This is a genomic window from Crocinitomix algicola (assembly GCF_001661595.2).
In the GTDB taxonomy this organism is placed as follows: Bacteria; Bacteroidota; Bacteroidia; order Flavobacteriales_D; family Crocinitomicaceae; genus Crocinitomix; species Crocinitomix algicola.
This window is the reverse complement of the sequence record NZ_LYPF02000001.1, coordinates 312,969-331,621: the sequence shown is the minus strand read 5'-3', so window position 1 is coordinate 331,621 and position 18,653 is coordinate 312,969. Positions and strand designations below refer to the sequence as shown.

General features: G+C 34.6%; 16 protein-coding genes. 7 read left to right on the top strand and 9 right to left on the bottom strand.

The genetic code is table 11. The annotated features are described in order from the left end of the window. Positions 1-3 precede the first annotated feature (3 nt). Positions 4-1,545 carry a hypothetical protein gene (locus A8143_RS01390; RefSeq protein WP_070137250.1) on the bottom strand — a complete coding sequence of 514 codons (1,542 nt, stop codon included), beginning with the start codon at positions 1,543-1,545 and terminating at the stop codon, positions 4-6. Between the two features lie 163 nt (positions 1,546-1,708). Between A8143_RS01390 and A8143_RS01385 the strand changes: the two genes are divergently transcribed. Together A8143_RS01385 and rocD are read left to right on the top strand one after the other, a co-directional pair. Beyond that, complete coding sequence (locus A8143_RS01385; RefSeq protein ID WP_070137248.1) at positions 1,709-1,954, top strand: hypothetical protein; 246 nt, start codon at positions 1,709-1,711, stop codon at positions 1,952-1,954. A gap of 186 nt (positions 1,955-2,140) precedes the next feature. After that, entirely contained in the window at positions 2,141-3,382 is a 1,242-nt protein-coding gene (gene rocD / locus A8143_RS01380; protein WP_070137246.1) for an ornithine--oxo-acid transaminase, read from the top strand. A gap of 55 nt (positions 3,383-3,437) precedes the next feature. Here the strand turns inward: rocD and mtaB are convergent, their stop codons facing one another. From mtaB to A8143_RS01345, 7 genes are all read right to left on the bottom strand, one after another. Next, positions 3,438-4,754, bottom strand: coding sequence for a tRNA (N(6)-L-threonylcarbamoyladenosine(37)-C(2))-methylthiotransferase MtaB (mtaB, locus tag A8143_RS01375; RefSeq protein ID WP_070137244.1), 1,317 nt, complete (start codon positions 4,752-4,754; stop codon positions 3,438-3,440). Between the two features lie 95 nt (positions 4,755-4,849). Further along, the gene (locus tag A8143_RS01370) at positions 4,850-5,170 is read right to left on the bottom strand and encodes a DUF3276 family protein (RefSeq protein WP_070137242.1); all 321 of its coding nucleotides are present in this window, start codon (positions 5,168-5,170) and stop codon (positions 4,850-4,852) included. A gap of 59 nt (positions 5,171-5,229) precedes the next feature. Continuing rightward, positions 5,230-6,135: a tRNA (adenosine(37)-N6)-dimethylallyltransferase MiaA gene (gene miaA / locus A8143_RS01365; protein ID WP_070137240.1), complete on the bottom strand. Its 906-nt coding sequence runs from the start codon at positions 6,133-6,135 to the stop codon at positions 5,230-5,232. Then, positions 6,126-6,788: an HAD family hydrolase gene (locus tag A8143_RS01360; RefSeq protein ID WP_217494770.1), complete on the bottom strand. Its 663-nt coding sequence runs from the start codon at positions 6,786-6,788 to the stop codon at positions 6,126-6,128. The genes miaA and A8143_RS01360 overlap by 10 nt, the downstream gene beginning before the upstream one ends. 10 nt (positions 6,789-6,798) lie before the next feature. Beyond that, positions 6,799-7,797 (bottom strand): 3-deoxy-7-phosphoheptulonate synthase, encoded by a 999-nt coding sequence (gene aroF, locus A8143_RS01355; protein ID WP_070137238.1) that lies wholly within the window; start codon positions 7,795-7,797, stop codon positions 6,799-6,801. Next, a complete protein-coding gene (locus A8143_RS01350; protein ID WP_070137236.1) occupies positions 7,794-8,804 on the bottom strand; it encodes a CBS domain-containing protein in 1,011 nt (336 codons plus the stop codon). Before A8143_RS01350 ends, aroF begins: the two co-directional genes overlap by 4 nt. 10 nt (positions 8,805-8,814) lie before the next feature. Further along, the gene (locus tag A8143_RS01345) at positions 8,815-9,165 is read right to left on the bottom strand and encodes a hypothetical protein (protein WP_070137234.1); all 351 of its coding nucleotides are present in this window, start codon (positions 9,163-9,165) and stop codon (positions 8,815-8,817) included. A gap of 105 nt (positions 9,166-9,270) precedes the next feature. Between A8143_RS01345 and A8143_RS01340 the strand changes: the two genes are divergently transcribed. Further along, complete coding sequence (locus A8143_RS01340; protein ID WP_070137232.1) at positions 9,271-10,113, top strand: alpha/beta hydrolase family protein; 843 nt, start codon at positions 9,271-9,273, stop codon at positions 10,111-10,113. 39 nt (positions 10,114-10,152) lie between these two features. Then, complete coding sequence (locus A8143_RS01335; protein ID WP_070137229.1) at positions 10,153-12,447, top strand: PKD domain-containing protein; 2,295 nt, start codon at positions 10,153-10,155, stop codon at positions 12,445-12,447. Between the two features lie 3 nt (positions 12,448-12,450). On the opposite strand, the gene A8143_RS01330 is transcribed toward A8143_RS01335, so the two are convergent. Further along, on the bottom strand, positions 12,451-15,018 hold the full coding sequence (locus tag A8143_RS01330; protein WP_175437456.1) for a putative LPS assembly protein LptD: 2,568 nt from the start codon (positions 15,016-15,018) through the stop codon (positions 12,451-12,453). Between the two features lie 144 nt (positions 15,019-15,162). Here A8143_RS01330 and A8143_RS01325 point away from each other — a divergent pair, with 144 nt between their 5' ends. From A8143_RS01325 to A8143_RS01315, 3 genes are all read left to right on the top strand, one after another. Then, on the top strand, positions 15,163-16,206 hold the full coding sequence (locus tag A8143_RS01325) for an N-acetylmuramoyl-L-alanine amidase family protein (RefSeq protein WP_070137413.1): 1,044 nt from the start codon (positions 15,163-15,165) through the stop codon (positions 16,204-16,206). Between the two features lie 79 nt (positions 16,207-16,285). After that, positions 16,286-17,269 (top strand): MlaD family protein, encoded by a 984-nt coding sequence (locus tag A8143_RS01320; RefSeq protein WP_070137225.1) that lies wholly within the window; start codon positions 16,286-16,288, stop codon positions 17,267-17,269. 46 nt (positions 17,270-17,315) lie between these two features. Further along, positions 17,316-18,635: a (Fe-S)-binding protein gene (locus tag A8143_RS01315; protein WP_070137223.1), complete on the top strand. Its 1,320-nt coding sequence runs from the start codon at positions 17,316-17,318 to the stop codon at positions 18,633-18,635. Positions 18,636-18,653: the final 18 nt, after the last annotated feature.

The following is an 18,653-nucleotide window of genomic DNA, read 5'->3' as shown; positions in this document are numbered from 1 at the left end:
TGCTTACTTCATATTTTTAACTTTTTCTAGAACAATTGTCTGAATAGATTTATTATTGATTTTACCTTCTAACCAAGAAAGAATATCCAAGTATAAAAATGGGCGTTTTTCAAAGGGGTGATTTTCAATTGACTTTAATTTTTGATGCAGATGTTTAAAGGCATTTTTTAATTCATGGGGGTATATTTTGTTCAGTTTTTTTAAAAACGAGATAATTTCTTTTTGAACTAGATGAAGGTCATTCATTTTTATTAAAAAGCGAAAGGTGTCCTTGATGTAAACCTCGAGTAGTTCATCTCTTCCAGCTTCATAATACGAGATTAATCTTAAAATTCTTGAAAAGCACAACAAATCTTCGCGCATCCCTAACTGTTTGTTGTTGATAATTTTGTTCAAATAGGTTATGCAGTTTTCGTGATCATCCTTACCGAAATATAAACAAGCGAATTTGTAATTAAATACCATCTTATGATGTTCGTCTACTTTATATTGTAATGTAACAAGGTTTTTTTCAATATCAGGAATTAATATAATTCCGTTTTCAAATTTCCCAGTTAAAAAATGCAGGTTGATCTGATGATAATTTTCATATAAAAATATAAGTGTTTTTATATTGTCGTTTTTTGGGAAATTGCTGTTATGAATGGTCAGAGAAAATTCGTTTAATTTTTCTGTGAACATAGATTTGTATCTAAGGAAATACAAAGATTCGAGCAAGTAGTTTGCACCTTTTAAATAAAAAACAGGGTAGTGCTTTTTCATATTGCTGTACTTGTCAAACAAATTCACCCATCTAGTTGCATTACGATAGCCTCCGACGAAGTCTTGAATGATTAAACTATGCCAAAGTTGTGACATTGATAAGAAAAGCTCCTCTCGAAATCCCAGTTGTTTATATTCAAAACTCGGTAGATGTTTGTAGTAGTATGATGAGGCTTTAATGAGGTCTTCTTCACTTTTAGCGTAGCCAAACTTTAAAAAGAAACTGTATAGTTGCAACGATAAATTTGAAAGTTTACTGTTTAGAACGTTCGACATGCTTAATTCTTTAGCTTTTATAGCCAAGTCGTCCGACCGAGTAGAGAGACTTCTAGTGATAAATTGTGATTCAATAAGTTTTTCGAATTCAACAATTTCAAAAGCAATCGTGTTTTCAAAATGTTCTAATGCCTTATTTTTTGCTTTATCGAGTAGTTTTAAACTTTGTTTATATAGACCTTTATTGTAGAGAATAGTTGCAAAATCGAGTTGTTCACGTAATTCTATTTTTATATTTTTTTGCTGAGAAACAGTGCTTAAAGCTTTTAAAATTTGACTGTAGAGATGTTGTTTGACGTTTGCGATTTGACGCTTGGAAATGGAAGTGTTGGCAAGGATATAATGCTCATCGTACTTTTTTAATTTAGACAGGCAATCAAATAATGCTAGAAACTTTGCATCAGTATTACTGTTGTAGCGTTGGACGTAAATTCTGAATTGCCTTTTTTCGGATTTTGACATTGTTTTGATAAGGGTGTGGAGTGAACAGTCCTCGTTATGTGCCATGTTTATCGATTTAGGTATTGTATAAACTTGTGTATTAAACAATTGAATTACATGTTTTTATGTGTTATTTAGTTTGTTTAGATACCGGTAAGGTTTGTGAAATTACTAAAAGTGTAATAAATAAACCGTTTAATTTTGTTTAAAGTAAAAAATACCAATTAAAATGTCATACAAAGTAGGAGTGTTTTCAGAACCGGGATTATCTAATAAAGCCATAGTTGAAGCGAAAAAAGCACTAGAAGTGATTGCCCATAAATATGGTTGTGTTTTTGAATTATCAGAAATTAAACAGAAAAGTAAAGAGACGGCAACAAAAATTCAAACAGGGTTAAAATCCCGCTTAAATGATAAGAAAAAAGGGCAGGGGGGGACTCATTTAAGTTTTGGAGGAGAAATAGAAATGGATTAGTTGTTTTCATAAAAGAATTTAGGATTGATAGGTTATAATTTTTTCGCAATCGATTAAAATTTTTAACTTTGTTAAGGATGATTTCTCTCCGGGTTTAAACAGTGTTTTGCTGATAAACCTTAAACGAGGAAAGGATGAGTACTCTCCGTGATGAGCTTATTTAAAATATTCTAAAATCTTAAAAAAATGGAAACAATTGACAAACTATCATCACAGGATTTAATTCAATTAGAAGATGCTCATGGAGCGCATAATTATCACCCTTTACCAGTTGTACTTGAGAAAGGTGAGGGAGTTCATGTTTGGGATGTCGAAGGGAAAAAATATTATGATTTTCTATCGGCATATTCAGCAGTAAATCAAGGGCATTGCCATCCTAAAATTGTTGGAGCTATGACCGAACAGGCCCAAACGTTAACATTAACTTCAAGAGCGTTTTATAATAATGTATTGGGAGTTTTCGAGAAGTTTGTAACCTCGTTTTTTGATTTTGACAAAGTCTTACCAATGAATACAGGGGCTGAGGCAGTTGAGACGGCCATTAAAATTTGTCGGAAATGGGCATACGAAAAGAAAGGAATTCCAGAAAATGAGGCGAAGATAATTGTTTGTGAGAATAACTTTCATGGTAGAACGACAACAATTATTTCTTTTTCGAATGATGAGAATGCGAGAAAGAATTTCGGTCCGTACACACCTGGTTTTATCAAAATCCCATACAACGACGTTGAAGCGCTTGAAGTAGCATTAAAAGAACCTAATGTTGCTGGTTTTTTAGTTGAGCCAATTCAGGGTGAGGCGGGTGTTTTTGTTCCGGACGAAGGTTATTTAACTAAAGCTAAAGCCTTGTGTGAAGAAAATGGAGCTTTATTTATTGCAGATGAAGTTCAGACAGGAATTGCACGAACCGGTAAATTACTGGCTGTTGACCATGAAAACGTGAAGCCGGATATGCTAATTTTAGGAAAAGCCATTTCTGGTGGAGCTTACCCAGTTTCGGCTGTTTTAGCGAATGATGAAATTATGATGGTTATAAAACCTGGACAACATGGATCTACTTTTGGAGGGAATCCAGTTGGGGCTAAAGTTGCTATGGCAGCTTTAAACGTGATAAAAGATGAGGAGTTGGCTAATAAAGCTGAAAGTTTAGGTCAATTGTTCCGAACGGAAGTTCAAAAACTTGTTGATAAATATGATTTATTAAAACTGGTTCGAGGGAAAGGTTTGCTGAACGCAGTTGTAATTAACGATACAGAAGATAGTTCGACAGCTTGGGATATTTGTATGAAACTTAGAGATAATGGTATGCTAGCTAAACCAACTCACGGAAATATTATTCGATTTGCACCACCTTTAGTTATGACTGAAGAACAGTTATTGGATTGTGTTGCGATAATTGATAAGACAATGGCTGAGTTTAAGAAATAAACAAGCAGTCTTAATTATTTTGATAAAATCCTCTCATTTTTATGGGAGGATTTTTTTATACCACAACTATATTTTCTAATAAATTAACGTTAACAGTAGTGTCCATGTTGATGTCAATAAATTCTACAGCTACTGTTTGATTAATTAAAGTTGGGTTGAAAGGTACCTTTACTTTCAAATAGTTTTCACTAAACCCGTGCATAAAACCGTTTTGCTGATCAGCTTCAAATAGAACAGTGCTTTTTGTTCCGAGTTGTTCCTCATAAAATTTCCGTTTCATTTTCTCGGAAAGAATTTGAAGTTTTTTGCTTCTTTCTCTTCTTACAGAAACAGGAACGATACCTTCCATCTTTTTTGCAGTCGTATTAGCACGTTCAGAATACGTAAACACATGGAGGTAAGACACCTCAAGCTCTTTGATAAAATTTACCGTTTTTAAGAATTCTTCTTCAGTTTCCCCAGGAAAACCAACAATAACATCGACCCCAATACACGCATGCGGCATCAGTGATTTAATTTTTTTAACACGCTCTTGATACAATTCCCGTAGATATTTACGGCGCATTGCTTTTAAAAGGGTATTAGAACCTGATTGCAATGGAATATGGAAATGTGGTACGAAGCGGTTTGATTTCGCCACAAATTCTATAATCTCATTTGATAACAAATTTGGTTCAATTGATGAAATCCTAAATCGTTCAATTCCTTCAATATTATCCAAAGCTCTGATTAACTCTAGGAAATTCTCATCACTTCCTTGTCCAAAGTCTCCTATATTTACACCGGTTAATACAACTTCTTTAAAGTTCGAATTAGCGATTTCTTTTGCTTCTTCAATTGTTTCTGAAATACTTGCGTTTCTACTTTTTCCACGTGCCAGTGGAATGGTACAGAACGTACAAAAATAGTCACAGCCATCCTGCACTTTGAGAAACGAACGGGTACGGTCGCCCATACTAAAAGAAGGAACAAAGTCTTTGGTTTCTTTAATTTTTGTAGCACTGACAATTGGTGTTTCCTTCTTTTCTAGCTCATCAATATGATTGAGGATGTTAAATTTTTCATTTGCACCTAGAACCAGATCTACCCCAGGAATCTCACTGATTTCTGTTGGTTTGAGTTGGGCATAACACCCAATCATTGTGATGAATGCATTTGGATTTATTTTTAAAGCACGACGCACCACACTGCGACACTTTTTGTCTGCATTTTCTGTGACAGAACAAGTGTTTATCACAAAAATATCAGGTGTATCATTAAAATCGACTTTTGCATAGCCTTCCTCTTCGAAATTTCTGGAAATCGTTGAAGATTCAGAAAAATTGAGCTTACATCCTAAAGTGTAAAACGCGACTTTTTTATACTGGTTCATATCTGTCGCAAAGATACGTATTTATTTATAGGTATTAAAACATAAAAAAAGCCCTCAACTATGTTGAAGGCTTGAATAAGTTGCAAAATTATAATTTATAATTCGTCAAATGTTACTTCCTCTCTTGATTCGTATTCAGGATTTTCTTCAGGAGTTTTGTATTCTCCAGTCTCCCATAGACTTTTAATTTTGTCTAAAGCTTCTCCCATTCCTTCTGTGAATTTTTCGAAATCTTCTTTGTATAGAAAAATCTTGTGCTTTTCATATTCAGGCTGCCCATCGTAGTCTCCCGTTCTTTTACTTTCAGTAATTGTCAAGTATAAATCTTTTCCTCTCGTTGTTTTTACATCGAAAAAATATGTTCTTTTTCCTGCTTTTACTCTTTTCGAGAATACTTCATCATTTCTATCATTCATCTTTACCTGTTTTATTTTAATGCTTTACAAATTTATAATTTAAATGCAGAAAGCGAAATTTATTTAATAATTTCTTCGAGAATTTTATTGAAGTCTTGTGGTTCATACCATAAAACGTCTGAATTCTTTTTAAACCAAGTGACTTGTCGTTTTGCGTAATGTCGCGTATTTCGTTGTATTAGAGCTATAGCGTGATCTAAACTATACTCACCATCAAAATAACCGAAAAATTCACGATATCCAACTGTTTTTAAAGCTTTTACTTCGCGGTGCTCTAATAGCTGCTCAACTTCTTGTAATAACCCCATTTCCATCATGTTTTCAACGCGCTTATTGATTCGGTTAAATAAGAGTTCTCTTTCAATATTTAAACCAATCCATTTAATGTTGAATGGACGACTTTTTGGTGTTTTTTTCCTTAGTTCGGTATAAGTTTTTCCAGTGATTTCATAAACCTCTAGGGCGCGAATTACACGTCTCGAATTTTGCATATCAGATGCCTCATAAAAACTCGGGTCGATCAATTTAACCTGTTCACTTAATGCGGATAAACCTTCCTCTTTCCATCTTTTTTGAAGTTTTTTTCTGACTTCTTCGTCGGATGGAATGTCATCAATGCCATAGGCTAAAGCATCAATATATAAACCAGACCCTCCCACAGCAACACAATAATCATGTTGTTGAAAAAGTAAATCGAGTCGTTCTAGCGCTTGTCTTTCATAAATGCCGGCCGTGTAATGATCATGAATAGAAAGGTTACCGATAAAGTAATGATCGGCTTGATTCAATTCATCAAGTGTTGGCTTTGCCGTTCCAATATTCATTTCACGATAAAATTGGCGTGAATCGAAAGAAAGAATAGGGCAGAGAAAATGTTGTGCTAAATCTATACTTAAAGCTGTTTTACCAATAGCAGTTGGTCCAACAATTACAATTAATGTCTTATCTTTTTTAATTAAATCCACTCATCAATAAATTCTCTAACACAACCTTTACCGCCATTTGCTTTCAAAATGATATTTGCGACTTTTTTCACATCATTAACTGCGTCAGCAGGGCAAGCAGATAATCCAACCGTTTTCATAATTTCAATATCATTGATATCATCACCTATAAAAGCAACTTCGGTAGGAACAATTTTTAGCGCTTGACACCAATCATGCAAAACATCAGTTTTAGGTTTTTGTCCAACGTAAACATGTTGTATCCCTAATAAATCCGCTCGATCTTGAACCATATTAAGCTTATGTCCATGTGATATGATGCCAAATTGAAGTCCTTCTTTTGCCCTTCTACCAATCGCCATTCCATCTTTTGTATTGTATTTTTTTATCTGATCTCCGTTTTCTGTAAAATACATTCCTCCGTCAGTCATTGTTCCGTCTACATCAATTAAAACTAGTTTTATCTTGATATGTTTAGATGTATCATAATGCTTTAAATCCTTTTTTATTAGGATGTCTATACTTAGGTTGAAATAATCAGCAATTTTCACCAACTCATCAGGTGTTGGCTCCATAATTCTAACTTTCGGAATATAGATAATCTGTTCAAATTCTGAAAGTGACATATTTCTTTGATCACAGAGGTAATCAATGTTTTTGTTATAGACATTCATAGGATTCTGCTTAGATGATTTGGTGATTTACAGCTGCCGCAACTGGATGTAAAGTTTGAAGTAGTTCTTCAAATTCAGAATGATTCAACTGTTGTGATGCATCTGATTTGGCCACATTGGGGTCTGGATGTACTTCAATTAATAAACCGTCTATTCCCATCGCGACACATGCACGGGTTAAATCTGGAACACCGTAGGCATGTCCCATTGCATGACTAGGGTCTAATACAATTGGGCAATTCGTGTGTTCTTTTAAAAAGGCTACGCCACATAAATCAAGGGTAAACCTTGTTTTCGTTTCAAATGTCCGTAATCCTCTTTCGCATAAGATAACGTTGGGATTCCCACCAGATAGAACGAATTCAGCACATTGCACAAATTCTTGTAAGGTCGTTCCAAAACCTCGCTTAATTAAAACGGGCTTATCAATCTTCGCGCAAGCTCGAAGAATTCCTTGGTCGTACATTGCTTTTGCACCGATTTGAATAACGTCTGAATATTCGATGACTTCTTGAACATGTGTAGCATCTCTTACTTCCGTAATAATGTTGAGTCCATGTTCTTCTTTCATCTTATTTAATAATTTGAGTCCTTCCAAACCTAAACCTTGAAAACTATAAGGGGACGTTCTTGGTTTATAACACCCCCCTCGCAAGGTGGTTAGGTTAAGTTTTTTTAATAATTCTGAAGAAGATTGGATTTGCTCTTCTGATTCTACCGAACATGGACCAGCAATCATTAATGTATTACCTGTTTCACCACCAATTGTAACATTTCCAATTTTTACCTCGCGCGTCGTGTTTTTGTATTTTCTACTCGCTAACTGAATGTCATTGTCAAATACAAAAGTCTCAAGAATGCTATCATTAAACTTAGGATTCACTTCTTTCTGTGATGAGGAACTAATTAGAACAAATTGTTCTTTTTCTTCAAAAATAAATGCGTTATTTTCTTTTGCAATTTGCTCAGCATTTTCGCGTCCAACTTCTTTTTTTAAGTGGATGATCATAATTCTCCTTTAATTAAATTCATAAAATTAACTGTTCCCACAGCTCTATTTTCTTTATCAACAACCGGTAAATACAATATCGGTCGACTTTCTTTTTTTATAAAACGCAATAGTTGATATACAGTATAGTGTTCAGGTACTGTTATCGGATTTTTATTTACTAAGCGTTGAACGTTTATATCCGAGAGATTTGGAAGGTTTTCTTTTAATCCCCTTCTTAAATCTCCATTTCCAATTATTCCTTCTAATTTATTGTCCTCCGCTAATACGAGTGTAAACCCCATTTGTCCGTTGTCTATGGCGTCTAAAATGTTTGCTAATTCCAAAGATTCAAAATTTACTGTGGGAGATTCACTTAGATCTCGCATAAAATCCTTTACCAAAAAACCTGATTCTATTTCGTTCAATTTCAAATTTAACAGTGCTGTATTTATGGTTGAGGAATTGAATAAGTATGATCCAGAAACTGATGCATATACCCCCATATTCCTTAAGACAAAAGAGACTTCTCCGTTTACACCTCCATCAACATGGACACGCTTGTTTGGGTATTTTTTTTGGAAATTCCTTATTCTTCTAAAATTAATTGAATCAAATTTTCCTCCGCTTTGACCAGGCGTTGTTGCCATAAACAATATAAAGTCGAATTCATCTGCATATTGATCAAAAACATCGATAGGTGTATTCGAAGTAATAGAAAGTCCGAGTTGACCACAGAATTCTTTAGGGATTTTTAATGTTTTATCTAAAAGATCTTCGTACTGAATGGTTACAAACTCAATATCAAATTCTGTTAATGCCGGATAAAAACGTTCAATCTTCGGAGTAATAATATGTAGATCTATGGGGATATTTGAATGATTTTGAATAGTTTGAATGTCTTTGAAGACATTTAAATCATCATTACAATCTACGTGAATCATATCCACGTGAGAATCGTTTAATGCCTGAATAGTCTCTTCAATATTATTATTTTTGTCTGAATATATGGAGGCCGAAATTTTCATTGGATTTTTATTATTTTTCTAATGGGATGAAATTTTCGTTGCAAACTATAATCTTGAAATTCAATCCGTTAAACACCTTCTCTTTAATGTCTTGTTCAAGTCCATTTATTTGATCTAATTTCTCTTCAGGAAACTTATTGAATTGATTATTCAATACCATTTTTAACACGTAACTTTCTTGGTCAGATGTTAATTGGATTGAGTGCTTCTTTTCGAGTAATAAATTGTTTTGATCGAAATATTGAGCTAAAGACTCGACATACCTTTCATTGACTGCAGGAGGTGTATAATATATTTCCAATTGCTTGTATGTATATTTTTCTCCAAACGATGCAGAACATCCCGCGACTGCAATCAGCAATGAAAATAAGGTGGAGTGTTTTATTGTTGTGATTATTTTCAGATTCTTTTCGTTTAATTAACTTCACCGTAAAGATAACAAGTTCTACAATTAAAAATATCAGGAATGCTTATTGATTTTAAAAATAAAATATTCGAAGGAAGTAAGAGTAGGAAAAGTGTATACGACTGTACAATACCATTCAACCCGAAAGGAATGATAATTTTTAGTCATGGATACAAGGGATATAAGGATTGGGGAGCATGGAATTTAGTTCAAGATTATTTTGTTGCAGCAGGGTATGGTTTTTTGAAATTCAATTTTTCACATAATGGTGGAACAGTAGAAAACCCGATAGATTTTCCAGATTTAAAAGCGTTTTCGGAAAACTGTTTCTCGTTCGAAGTGAAAGACCTTCAGATAATGATAGACGAGGCTGATCGCTTAATAAGTCAAGAATGTAATTTAAATGTCCCGTTACATTTAATTGGCCATAGTAGGGGTGGAGGAGTGTCAATTTTGGCAGGTGTACAAAATCCAAAAGTTTCAAGTGTTATCTCATTGGCAGGGATTAGTGATATTGAGACAAGATTCCCGAAAGGAGAGGATTTTGATGTATGGAAGAGAGAAGGTGTTTACTTTGTACCAAACAATCGGACAAAACAAGAAATGCCACATAATATTTCATTCTATGATGATTATCAAAATAACAAGTCACGATTAAACATTGAAAAAGCATTAGAAGAGCGGGAAAATCGCTTTTTACAAATTCATGGAGACATGGATTTGGTGGTGAGTATTTCTGAAGGTCAGTTACTTGCCAGTTGGTCTGACACGGAAATCGAAATAATAAAAGGTGCTGGTCATACTTTTGGAATCAAACAGCCATGGGAAAATAAAGAAATGACTGGGGAATTATTAGAAGTCTGTAAAAAATCTTTATTATTCTTTGAAAATCAATCAATTTAGATTAAGTTTAGAGTTTTACGACCAACCTGTAGCTAAAAAATGAATTTAATTCTGAAAACCACTTTTTTCTTATGTCTTATAGGTGTTGTATTTCCGGTATATTCTCAGGAAATTTGTGATAATGCTATTGATGATGACGGGGATGGTTTGGTTGATTTAAATGATAATGAATGTGATTGTGATAATTTAATTAACCTCAGTGTTATTCCTAACCCGTCCTTTGAAGAGTCACTTTGCTGTCCTGAAACTGAAGCAATGTTAGTATGTGCAAATGATTGGGTTCAGGCTTCAGATGCGACTTCAGATTATTATAACTTATGTGGGTTATCAGAGCTAATGCTGGATGGCGCAATTCCCCCGTTGGAACCTTTGCCTGGAGGTGGGGATGGATTTATTGGTTTATATAATTTTTCTACACCTTATAGAGAATATGTAGGAGTTTGTACAGAGGATCTATTATTAGCCGGTATTTCGTATACTTTAACTTTCCATACGGCCTACGCCTATGGAGATGAAGATGAGTTACTATTGGAAATATACGGTACACCAAATTGTATGGATTTACCATGGACAGGAGTTACTTGCCCTGAAGGAATAGACAGTTGGCAATTGCTTGCGGCCGAGAATATTACTTATTCAATGGATGGGGCTTGGCAAGTTGTATCGGTTACTTTTACCCCGCTAGTAAACCTTGAAGCAATTGCTTTTGGCGGTACCTGCGGTGATATTGGGGATACAGATGGTTCTTATTTTTATTTTGATGAGCTAATTCTTAATGAGTCATTTTTACTGGGAGAAATAGAAACAACTGGAGGGTGGTGTAGTGGTGATCTTCAATTAACGGCAAATACAATTGACGATGGAGGGTATTGGCAATGGTTTAAGAATGGTGAAGCACTGCCGGGGGAAACAGATCCGACAATAAATCCAATAAGTTATGGTGAAGGGGAGTTTACTGCTGTATATTTCTATGATGAGGGGTGTAAAAGGGTTTCTTATCAGTCACCGACAATTCCCGTTGCAGATTTTGATTTTGTAAACGTTTGTTTTGGTGACGAAGTTTATTTTGAAAATCTTTCAACAGGCGTTGGAGATTCTGGCCTGGTTTGGGGTTTTGACGATACCAACATCTCATTATTGTTCGATCCTGTACATCTCTATGAGGCGCCAGGAACTTATGAGGTCGAATTGATTGTATTCAGTGAAGATGAGTCATGTTATGATACAACAATGCATGAGGTTTCTATCTTTCCAAGACCAGAGGCTGATTTCGAAATTGAGAGCATTGGTTCGCTTGACGGAGGAACTAATTGGGTTGTCTGTGCTAATCATAGTTTAAATTTTAACGATTTAACTAGTATTGATGGAGCCCCTTCTTTTGATTTGTGGAGTTGGGAATTTGGAGATGGAGGTATGAGTAATGTACAAAATCCTACACATATTTATACAGAACCCGGTGTATATAATTTACATTTTCTGGTTCGCTCAGAGGCGGGATGTATAGATAGTGTTTCAAAACAGATATATGTTAATCAAATTACAGCTGATTACGCCGTGGAAGATGCATGTATAGGTGAAATGGTGCAATTTGTAAATAATTCGTTTACGTCAGATGAATCTTCAATCATAAACTCTTTATGGGATTTTGGAGATGCATCAGATGAATTAAATATTTATGATGCGACACATGAATACTTAACTGCAGGAGAATTTGTTGTTTCATTAAAGGTGGAAAACACACAAGGCTGCCGAGATACGTTGGTTCGGCTTTTGACAATCAGAAATCTACCGAGTGTTGAGTTCTACGTTGACAGAACTGTTACTCACTATTTTGAATCAAAATTCAGATTTTCTATTTCTTATCCTGAAGAAAGTAGCAATTATTATTGGGATTTTCCATTGGGTTCTCCTCTAACATCAGAAAGTGATACCTACGTCGATGTAAATTATCCAGAATTTGAAACAGGAGAATACACAGTATATTTATCGGTAGAAGATGAATTTGGCTGTATAAATAAAGATTCATTGGCAGTTTTAGTCTTAGAGGATGATTATGTAATAGCTCCTAACTCTTTCACGCCTGATCAAGACGGAATCAATGATGATTGGAGTGTATATGTTTCAGGGTTTAATTTAGATGAATTTTATCTACAAGTATACAATAGGTGGGGTGAAGTGGTTTGGGAAACACGAAATCCTGAAGAAAAATGGAATGGAAATGGTCCGAATAATACTGTCGTTCAGGATGGTGTATACACCTGGTATTTAAAAGCAAGAGACTTAATAGATGATCGAGTTTTTGAACATACAGGATTTATTGTGGTCTTTCGTTAGTTATTAGAATATTGGTCCTGGATTTCTAAACGTATGATCATACTTGATGTCTTGGAACATGCTAGCTTTTACACCTATTTTAAATTGAACACTCCAATTTGATATTCCCGTTTCTGGAAACATCGGACCGAATTGTTGGAAGTATAAACTCGTTTCCCAGCAGTGTAAATCGCGCCATAAACCCACTGTAAAATTGGTTAAAAACAATTCCTCAATGTCAAAGTTAAAGTAGTAATCAATCTTCCACTTATCGTTCAAGTTAACATTTCCATCTGCGCTTATGGTCTGAACAATGCTAAAGCTGTCAACAATGGAACCAAATCCGTTGGATAAGGATTGTTGCGAATAATTCACATTATAACCTAAATTAAGCACCCATGGAATTGAATAATTTTTTGACTTAGGATCCGTTGCATTGCCATTTTTTATAGCATCATCTTTCGTCGCTTCATCGGCTTCTTTTTGCTTCTCTCTTCCTTTTTTATTTGTAAAATTTGCGTTTATTACACCTTTAGCGGTGGTAATTCGACCTAAACCTCTGCCATCTTGCCATGCGTAAGTTGATATTGCATAGCCTGTAGAATCAACCCAACTATATGGTGATAGGGTAGCGTTTGTTTGGAAGTTGAAGATGTTGAAAAACTTCGATGTACGAAAGGCCAAGGCGATATTGCTCAGGTTCATTGAATCTTTTAACAAGTCGTAATTCCCAGTTGCTGAGAAGGCATCAATTAGTTTATAAGATTGAAAAGTATCATTAATTGTATCTTTTCGAGATCGTTTTTTCATTTCTAACGTATTGTTTATCCCAAAATTTATTCGACCTGAAGATCCGTTTGAAACTTCTCGGTATTTACTTAGTGCAAAAGGCGAATAGTATCTAGTGTTTCCTAAAGAGTCAGTTTGAATTTCTTCATAAAGTCCTATGTCAGGTCGATATGAAAAACTTAAAGTTGGCGAAGCTACATGACGGAATTTTACGCCTTGTTTTCCTTTCATTTTGTAGTAGCCATAAAAATTGGTTTGGGCGGATGCGGCAAACGCGATATCTCTTGAGCTTTTAAATCCATTGAATTCAGTAGTGTCGACTTTTTGTAAATCTTCATTCCATGAACGCTCCTCGTACTGAAAATTCCATATTTCACGATAATTCACAGAAGGGGTTAAAACTATTCTGCCACCAAAAGTTCTTAAATTTGATTGAACAGTTGCTCGATGTTCTAATCCATTTAAAGCATATTCTCTTACTAATCCTAAGTCGTCAGGATTGAATATACTATCAGGCGCAGTGATTGAGTTTTTTGCGTTCATATTGTACACTACCGTAATGTATTCGTACCATTTTTTTCCAATTTTGTTCTTACGTAATACACCTAAATCAAAACGACTAACTGAAAGGTTTAAATGAGGTAATTCTAATGCATAATTACCAGTTTGTGAGTTTTGTTGTAATGAATTTAACATCCCCATTGTTCCGTTAAATTTTTTCGTTTTCCACGACTTACTAATGTTAACACTTGAGTTGAATGTATTATTATAAAAATTAGGGTTTATCGCATCTAAACTTGTTTGGGCGGTATTGTCTGAGACATAGTTTATGTTTGTTGAAAATTTTAAAGTAGGATGAGCTTTTGCGTCTTGACTGTGATTCCAATTTAATGTCCATTTATTTCTGGTATCAAAATCGTCATAAAACTTTCCGCGAAATTGCTCAAATCGCAGACTAAATCCTCCTCGATACTTATATTTTCTATAGTAATTCGTCATGTTCTGGGCCGCCCAACTACCAGTCGTAAATATACTTCCGTACATATAAGTTTCCCAATAATCGTTTAATGGTATGTAGTAACCTAGGTTTTCAAGTCCAAATCCGTAATTACCATTTTGGAAATCAGGTAAAATAATTCCAGCCTTTTTTGATTCAGAATTCGGGAAAAAACCGAAAGGTGCAGCTAGTGGAGTTGGTACTTTAAGAATTTGCATGTAAACTGGGCCAGTAACAATACGCTTTTCAGGAACAACTATTGCCCGCGAAAGATTAAAGTGAAAATGCGGCTCTTCATTCTCGCAAGTTGTGAATTTACCATGTTTAAAATGAATTTGCTCGTTTGGGTGAACTTTTGATTCTGCCATATGAATGTAGCCTTCACCTTGTTGCATTCTAACTTCTTTTACAATCCCTTTTTTAGTCTCTATATTATATTTGATATAATCGCATTCACTTTCTTCACCTCCGCTTACAAATACGGGTTTTCCAATAGGGTTTCCGACACTGTCAAGGCTATAGGTTGCAATAATTTCATTGGTTTTTAGGTCAATCTCAATATAATCCGATCTCAACTCTATGTCTTCGTAGGTAACAACACTTTCACCGTATAGCTTTACGGTTTGATTTGGAATATTAGAGACAATTGAATCACGTGCTTGATAATCAACGGGTGAATTTAATCCATTAGCATTAGAACTTCCACTCTTGACTTCAGTTTGTCCAAAGCTAGCAAGACTATAAAAGCTTGCAATTATCAACAATGAAAAATTGATAACTAACCGTATGTTTAAGAGTTTACGCAACTTTTGGTCTTAACTTTGTTATATAGATTAAAAAAAAAGACAAATCTATAACTTTTAAGTCAGATGAATACAAAGGCATATAACATTTCAAAGCGCTTTATATTGTGTTGCTTCATGTTTTTTTCGCAAAATGCGTTTAATCAAATGGATGCAGCGTTAAGAGGAATACATACCGTAGTTATTGATCCTGGTCATGGCGGTCAAGATCCAGGTTGTCACGGTAAACACTCGAAAGAGAAAGAGGTAACTTTGGCAATTGGGTTAAAACTTGGGAAATTTATTGAAAAACATTTTCCAGACATTAAAGTGATATACACCCGAACGACAGATGTTTTTATTGAATTGGATGAGCGTGCGGCTATTGCCAATAGAAATAATGCAGATTTATTTATTTGTATTCATGCAAATGCCGGGCCATCTAAAGCGTTTGGAGCAGAAACTTATGTTTTGGGGTTGCACAAAACGGAAGCACAACGTGAGATTGCTGAAAGAGAAAACTCGGCAATCGAATTCGAGGCAAATAGTGATGAAAAATATGAAAAATTATCAGCGGACGCCATAATCGCTAGACAACTTCAACTCAGCGTTTTTTTAAATCATAGTATTGAGTTTGCGGCTAGAATTCAGGATGAATTTGTTAGCCTTGGACGTGCAAATAGAGGTGTTCGTCAAGCCGGTTTTTTGGTGCTCTATAAAACAACTATGCCGAGTGTTTTAATTGAAACCGGATTTCTTACCAACGTTGAAGAAGAAAATTTTTTACGCGATACAGCTAATCAAACGAAAATGGCGGGTTCAATTTTTACTGCTTTCGAAAAGTATAAAATGTACTACGAATCGGCGGATCAATCAACAACTTTTGAATCGAGTGCGCCGCCTGATTATGGAATGAACGAGGAAGCTTTAGAACTTGATGAAAATAGAGATAAAATTGTGTTTCGGGTTCAAATTGCAACAACCTCAGATTTACTAAGTCTTAACGATCCTCGATTTTTAGGGATGCCCGTATGGAAGTACGAAGGAAATGGTCTACATAAATATACAGTTGGACTATATGATAATGTCGAAGAAGCAAAAGAATTAAAAGCTGAAATGAGAAGAAAAGGATTTGAAAATGCTTTTGTTGTTGCATTTCAAGGTGAGCAGAGGATTAATATCGAAAAAGCAATTAATTTGACGAAAAAGTAAGCGTCAACGATTTTTTCCATTAAATTAGCGAGCTATTGCAAAGCAATTCCAAACTATAGAAAAACGTATTTAAGTCGAAATGAGAGTGTCAAAGGAATTTAAAGTTGGATTACTAGTCGTTTTAGGGTTGTTATTACTCTTTGTTGGAGTCAATTTCTTAAAAGGTGGACCTCTATTTGGCAAAAATCGAGAATTTTATGTGAATTTTGGGAATTCTTCAGGTTTGCAAGTTTCGAACGAGGTACAATTAAACGGGCTAAAAGTAGGACAAGTGCTTTCTGTTGGATTACACCCTTCTTACGCTGATACTATTCAAGTTAAATTTTCAGTTGATAATGAGGAACTTTTGATTCCTTTTGGATCCAAGATAGAGTTGATAAGCTCTGATATTTTAGGAACCAAAGCATTGGATTTAACGTTAAATAATGATTACAGTTCCGAATTAACTTTTTATGAAACGGGAGATACATTGAAGGGTACTATCGCGCAGTCACTCGAGGAGCAAATTAATGAGGAAATTTTACCGCTTAAGAAAAAGACGGAAGAATTAATTAGTTCAGTGGATGCTATTATCGTTTCAGTTGGTGCGTTTTGGGATACTAGTGCAGCCTATACCATCGATGAAAGTTTAGATGAAGTTCGTTTTGCTGTTGGTACATTTGGAGATTTAGCGAATAATTTAAGCGTGCTGATTAAAAAAGAAACTGATATGGTTGATAAAATTCTAAACGATGTCGGCGAAGTAACAAATAATCTAGCAAATAAATCAGAGCAAATATCTAATACAATTGATAATATATCTGCGATATCAGACACACTAAAAGATTCAGGAATAAAGTCTGTTATTATTGAGACAAAAAACACACTGGCAGAGCTTAATGGTGTATTAGGTAAAGTAAACAATGGGGAAGGGTCTTTAGGTATGTTATTGCATACAGATAGTTTACATAATGAACTTATAGAAACCAATCAGTCCCTTCAAAATTTATTGGATGATATGGAAGCAAATCCAAATAAATATGTTCACTTTTCTTTATTTGGTAGAAAAACCAAAATGAATTAAATTCATAGGGGAAAATCTTTTTCAATTTTATTAATTTTAGTGTTAGATGGAAATCAGTAATATTGTTTTTATTCTTGTTTTAATTGGATCGGGTAGCTTTTTTGCTTATAACGTTCGCAAAATAATTCAAAACATTCGACTTGGTCGTGAAGAAAATCGATCTGATCAGAAAAAGGAACGTTGGAAAACAATGATTCGAGTTGCTTTGGGACAATCAAAAATGACTGCTCGTCCTATTGCAGCGATTCTCCATATCTTTATTTATGTTGCCTTCGTTATAACTCAAATCGAGTTGATTGAAATAATCATTGATGGTGCTTTCGGAACACATCGTTTTTTTTATGAAAGTTTAGGAGGATTATACACTTTTACAATAAGTTTAATTGAAGTCCTGTCTTTGCTTGCATTAATTGCTACTTTCTCATTTTTAGCACGAAGAAACCTTCTTAAAATTCCCCGTTTTGTAAAGCCAGAAATGAAAGGATGGCCAAAACTAGATGGGAACATCATTTTATACCTGGAGTTTGTACTCGTGGTATGTATTTTTACTATGAACGGAACGGATGAAGTGATGCACAGAATGAATTATGGAGAATCTTATGGGTTTGCAATTAGTTCATGGATGGGGCCATTATTATTTGATTCCTTGAGCATGGATACACTTGTTGTTTTAGAAAGAATAGGTTGGTGGGGACATATATTAATGGTGTTTTCATTTTTGTGTTATTTACCTTATTCTAAACATTTACATATCATTTGGGCTTTTCCAAATACGTATTTTTCAAAATTGAAACCTAAAGGAGAATTTACCAATATGGAGAGCGTTAAATCAGAGGTCCAGCTTATGTTAGATCCAAATGCTGATCCTTACGCTGTTCCTGAAGTAGATCCAAATGCAACGCCACAAAGATTTGGTGCTAAGGATGTCAGAGATTTAACTTGGGTTAATATTTTAAACGCTTATACATGTACCGAATGCGGGAGGTGTACATCCGAATGTCCAGCAAATATTACTGGTAAAAAATTATCTCCACGTAAAATTATGATGGATGTGCGTGATAGAGTAGAAGAAGTAGGTAAAGGGGTTAGGAAAGAAGGTGATAAATTTGATGATGGGAAGTCATTGATTGGAGATTATATTACAGAAGAAGAAATATGGGCTTGTACAAGTTGTAACGCATGCGTTCAAGCCTGTCCAGTGAATATTGATCCTTTAGAAATTATAATTGATTTAAGGAGATATCTGGTGATGGAAGAATCAAAAATGCCTTCTGAATTGGCAACAATGAATACAAATATTGAAAACAATCAAGCTCCTTGGCAATTTTCACCTTCAGATCGATTAAATTGGAAAGATGAAGCTTAGTTTTCATAGTATAGAATT